We start from the raw sequence: 4,163 nt of genomic DNA, 5'->3' as shown, positions 1-4,163 counted from the left end.
TTCCGATCTACTGCGCCTCCCTGCGCACCGCGGAAGCCGATCTGCTCGAGACCCTGAAGTCGGCGGACGCCCTGATCGTGACCGTGCTCGCGGCCGGTGGCACCAAACCTGCCGGCGCGTCTGCCGGCGGCGACGACGAAGCCTGGGACGTCGCCGAGCTCGCCGCGCTCGATGTGCCGATCCTCCAGGGACTGTGTCTGACGAGTTCGCACGCGACGTGGTCCGAGAACGACGACGGACTCTCCCCGCTGGACGTGGCCACGCAGGTCGCCGTCCCGGAGTTCGACGGCCGGCTCATCACGGTTCCGTTCTCGTTCAAGGAGATCGACGACGACGGGTTGACCACGTACGTTCCGGACCACGAGCGTGCTGCTCGGGTGGCGGGCATCGCGGTGCGGCACGCCCGGCTGCGGCATATTCCCGCTGCCGACCGCCGCATCGCGCTGATGTTCTCGGCCTATCCCACCAAACATGCGCGGATCGGCAACGCCGTCGGTCTCGACACTCCGGCGAGCGCGATCGCGCTGATGTCGGACATGCGCGCCGCCGGCTACGACCTCGGACCGCTCGACGGCCCGGATTCGGTGCCCGGTCTGGCTGCTCGCGACGGTGACGCACTCATTCACGCGTTGATCGCCCGCGGCGGCCAGGATCCCAACTGGCTCACCGACGCCCAGCTCGAGGGCAATCCCATTCGTATCTCGGCCGCGCAGTACGGCCGGTGGTTCGAGAAGCTTCCCGCGGATCTACGCGACGGCGTCGTCGTGCACTGGGGCCCGGCACCGGGTGATCTCTACGTTGATCGATCTGCCGATCCGGACGGTGAGATCGTCATCGCGGCAATGCAATTCGGCAACGTGGTGATCATGGTGCAACCGCCGCGCGGATTCGGCGAGAAGCCGGTTGCGATCTATCACGACCCGGACCTGCCGCCGAGCCATCACTATCTGGCGGCCTACCGGTGGATCTCGGCCACGCAGGCCGACGGCGGCTTCGGTGCCGACGCCATGGTGCACCTGGGCAAGCACGGCAACCTGGAATGGCTGCCGGGCAAGACACTCGGTATGTCGGCGTCCTGCGGAACCGATGCGGCCCTGGGAGACCTACCGTTGATCTACCCGTTCCTCGTCAACGATCCGGGGGAGGGCACGCAGGCCAAGCGACGAGCACACGCCACCCTCGTCGATCACCTGATTCCTCCGATGGCGCGCGCGGAGAGCTACGGCGACATCTCCCGCCTCGAGCAACTGCTCGACGAGCACGCGAACATCTCGGCCCTCGACCCGGCCAAGCTGCCCGCCATCCGCCAGCAGATCTGGACTCTGATGACAGCGGCGCAGATGCACAAGGACCTCGGACTCGAGGAGCGTCCCGACGAGGAAGTGTTCGACGACATGCTGCTCAACGTCGACGGGTGGCTGTGCGAGATCAAGGACGTACAGATCCGCGACGGACTGCACATCCTGGGCCAGGAACCCGTCGGAGACGCCGAGGTCGAACTGGTGCTCGCGATGCTCCGAGCTCGGCAGATGTGGGGCGGAGAGCAGACGGTTCCCGGTCTGCGAGAAGCACTGGGGCTCAGCGAGGACGGCGACGAGGACCGGACCCGCGTCGACAGTATCGAGGCCGTGGCCCACGGGTTGGTCGCGGCGATGCAGGCAGCGCAGTGGGATCCCGCAGCTGCCGCACGGGTCGCGGGCGAGCACGGCGGCGTGGTCACCCAGATTCTCGAGTTCGCCGCAGCCGAGGTCGTTCCGCGTCTGCGCGGGACCTCACGCGAGATCGCCCAGGTACTGCACGCTCTCGACGGCGGGTTCATCGCGGCCGGGCCGAGCGGTTCCCCGCTGCGCGGGCTGATCAACGTTCTCCCCACCGGCCGCAATTTCTACTCCGTCGACCCGAAGGCCGTGCCCTCGAAGTTGGCATGGGAGACCGGGCAGGCGATGGCGGAATCACTTCTCGCTCGCTACCGCCAGGATCACGGCGAGTGGCCGAAATCCGTCGGACTCTCGGTGTGGGGTACCTCTGCCATGCGCACCTCCGGCGACGACATCGCAGAAGTGTTCGCCTTGCTGGGGGTCTCGCCGGTGTGGGACGAGGCATCGCGCAGGGTGACGCGGCTCGAGGTGATCGACCTCGTCGAGCTCGGCCGTCCCCGCATCGACGTGACGGTCCGGATCAGCGGCTTCTTCCGCGACGCGTTTCCCCACGTTCTCGCATTGCTCGACGATGCGGTCCGGATGGTCTCCGCGTTGGACGAGCCGGCCGAGCAGAACTACGTGCGAGCCCATGCGCAGGCCGATCTGGCCGAGCACGGCGACGAACGACGTTCCACGACGCGCATTTTCGGATCGAAGCCGGGCACCTACGGTGCCGGGTTGCTCCAGCTGATCGACAGCAAGACCTGGCGCAGCGACGACGACCTGGCGCAGGTCTACACCACCTGGGGTGGCTTCGCGTACGGCCGCGGTCTCGACGGCGTACCGGCCTCGGACGACATGCGCACCGCCTACAAGCGCATTGCCGTCGCCGCCAAGAACACCGACACGCGTGAGCACGACATCGCCGATTCCGACGACTACTTCCAGTACCACGGCGGCATGGTCGCGACCGTGCGCGCGTTGACCGGAAAGTCGCCCGAGGCGTACATCGGTGACAGCACACGGCCGGAATCGGTTCGCACGCGCACACTGTCGGAAGAGACCGCGCGAGTTTTCCGCGCCCGGGTGGTGAACCCGAAGTGGCTCGACGCCATGCGCAGGCACGGTTACAAGGGCGCGTTCGAGATGGCGGCGACCGTGGACTACCTGTTCGGCTACGACGCGACGACCGACGTGGTGCAGGACTGGATGTACGAGAAGCTGGCCGAGACGTACGTGCTCGACGAGCAGAACAAGAAGTTCATGCAACAGTCCAATCCGTGGGCCCTGCACGGTATCGCGGAGCGACTGCTCGAGGCCGCGGAGCGAAAGATGTGGGCCGAGCCGGACAAGCAGGTTCTCGACGGCTTGCGCCAGGTGTATCTGGAAACCGAGGGCGAGCTCGAAGGGGAGTAGCGACGTACTCTGAGCGGTATGGCTGCCACCTTCGAAGACATTGCCAAGGGCAAGTACGTACTGCTGACCACGTTCAAGAAGGACGGCACCGGGGTACCGACCCCACTGTGGGGTGCCCTCGACGGTGATCGGCTGCTGGTCTGGACGGTATCCGATTCGTGGAAGGTCAAACGGATTCGCCGCAACCCCGCAGTCACCCTGGCACCGTGCGACATGCGCGGTAACCCCCAGGGCGACGCGGTAGACGCACGGGCCGAAATACTCGACGCGGACCGGACGGAGAAGGCACGTGCAGCGATCGCATCGAAATACGGAATTCTCGGGTGGCTCACCGTCAAGGGCAGTGTGCTGCGCCGGGGCAAGAGCGGCTCCGTCGGGCTGGCGATCACTGCCGCCAGCTAGCGAAAGTCGGCACCATCGCTCGTATGCGCAGTTCCGAATGCTTCGTGAGGCAGCTTCCCCTGCTGCCGGAATGGAGCACCACGTGCCTATCGCAGTGACCGATTACAACCATGTTCGCCTCACCGTCAGTGACATCGACCGGTCCCGATCGTTCTACGACTCGGTGTTCGGCTTCGACGTCGCCTACGCCTGGGATCCCGACGCGGACGAAGAGACCAAGAAGGCGCTGTGGTTCCTCTTCGGCGGCGTCATCTACAAGTTCGGCGGCGGTCTGCTCGGGCTGCGCCCGGTCGCACCGAGCGACGACACGTTCGCCGAGGACCGGTGCGGGCTCGATCACCTCAGCTTCACCGTCGACACCCGGGCCGCACTCGAGGATGCCGTGAAGACCCTCGACGAGCTGGGCATCGCACACGAGGGCATCAAGGATGCTGGGCCCGGCATGTCCATCGTCGAGTTCAGGGATCCCGACAACATCGCTCTCGAGCTCACCGGACCCGACAAGTAGTTCGGACCGGCCCTACTGGGCGGCGCTGACCGACGACATGTGGAAGTCGGGAATGCGTAGCGGCGGCATCGCCGTGCGAGTGAACCAATCCTTCCACTCGCGCGGCAGTGTCGCCTCGGTTGCGCCCGCCTCGGTGACGCGTCGTAGCAGATCCAGCGGGCTTTCGTTGAAGCGAAAGTTGTTCACTGCACCGGTGA

The 4,163-nt window shown here is 66.2% G+C and carries 3 protein-coding genes and 1 pseudogene; 3 read left to right on the top strand and 1 reads right to left on the bottom strand.

Annotation, left to right across the window (positions count from 1 at the left end; genetic code table 11):
* The 3 genes from cobN to A2J02_RS13295 all read left to right on the top strand — a co-directional run.
* A partial coding sequence (gene cobN, locus A2J02_RS13305) for a cobaltochelatase subunit CobN (protein ID WP_068050613.1) occupies positions 1 to 3,056 on the top strand: 3,056 nt, incomplete at its 5' end.
* An 18-nt stretch (positions 3,057 to 3,074) separates the two neighbouring features.
* The gene (locus A2J02_RS13300; protein ID WP_068050612.1) at positions 3,075 to 3,458 is read left to right on the top strand and encodes a PPOX class F420-dependent oxidoreductase; all 384 of its coding nucleotides are present in this window, start codon (positions 3,075 to 3,077) and stop codon (positions 3,456 to 3,458) included.
* A gap of 82 nt (positions 3,459 to 3,540) precedes the next feature.
* Positions 3,541 to 3,966, top strand: a complete 426-nt coding sequence (locus tag A2J02_RS13295) for a VOC family protein (protein ID WP_068050614.1) — start codon at positions 3,541 to 3,543, stop codon at positions 3,964 to 3,966.
* A 12-nt stretch (positions 3,967 to 3,978) separates the two neighbouring features.
* Here A2J02_RS13295 and A2J02_RS13290 read toward each other — a convergent pair.
* Positions 3,979 to 4,163: pseudogene (locus A2J02_RS13290) on the bottom strand (metallopeptidase TldD-related protein); the annotation flags it as partial.

Origin of the sequence: Rhodococcus sp. EPR-147 (genome assembly GCF_001647185.1) — a bacterium.
Taxonomy (GTDB): domain Bacteria; phylum Actinomycetota; class Actinomycetes; order Mycobacteriales; family Mycobacteriaceae; genus Rhodococcoides.
The sequence above is the reverse complement of the archived record's forward strand: the minus strand, read 5'-3'. Positions and strand labels throughout refer to the sequence as shown.

Coding starts and splice junctions, on each gene's coding strand:
- A2J02_RS13300 (WP_068050612.1), top strand. CDS start 3,075: ATGGCTGCCACCTTCGAAGACATTGCCAAGGGCAAGTACGTACTGCTG.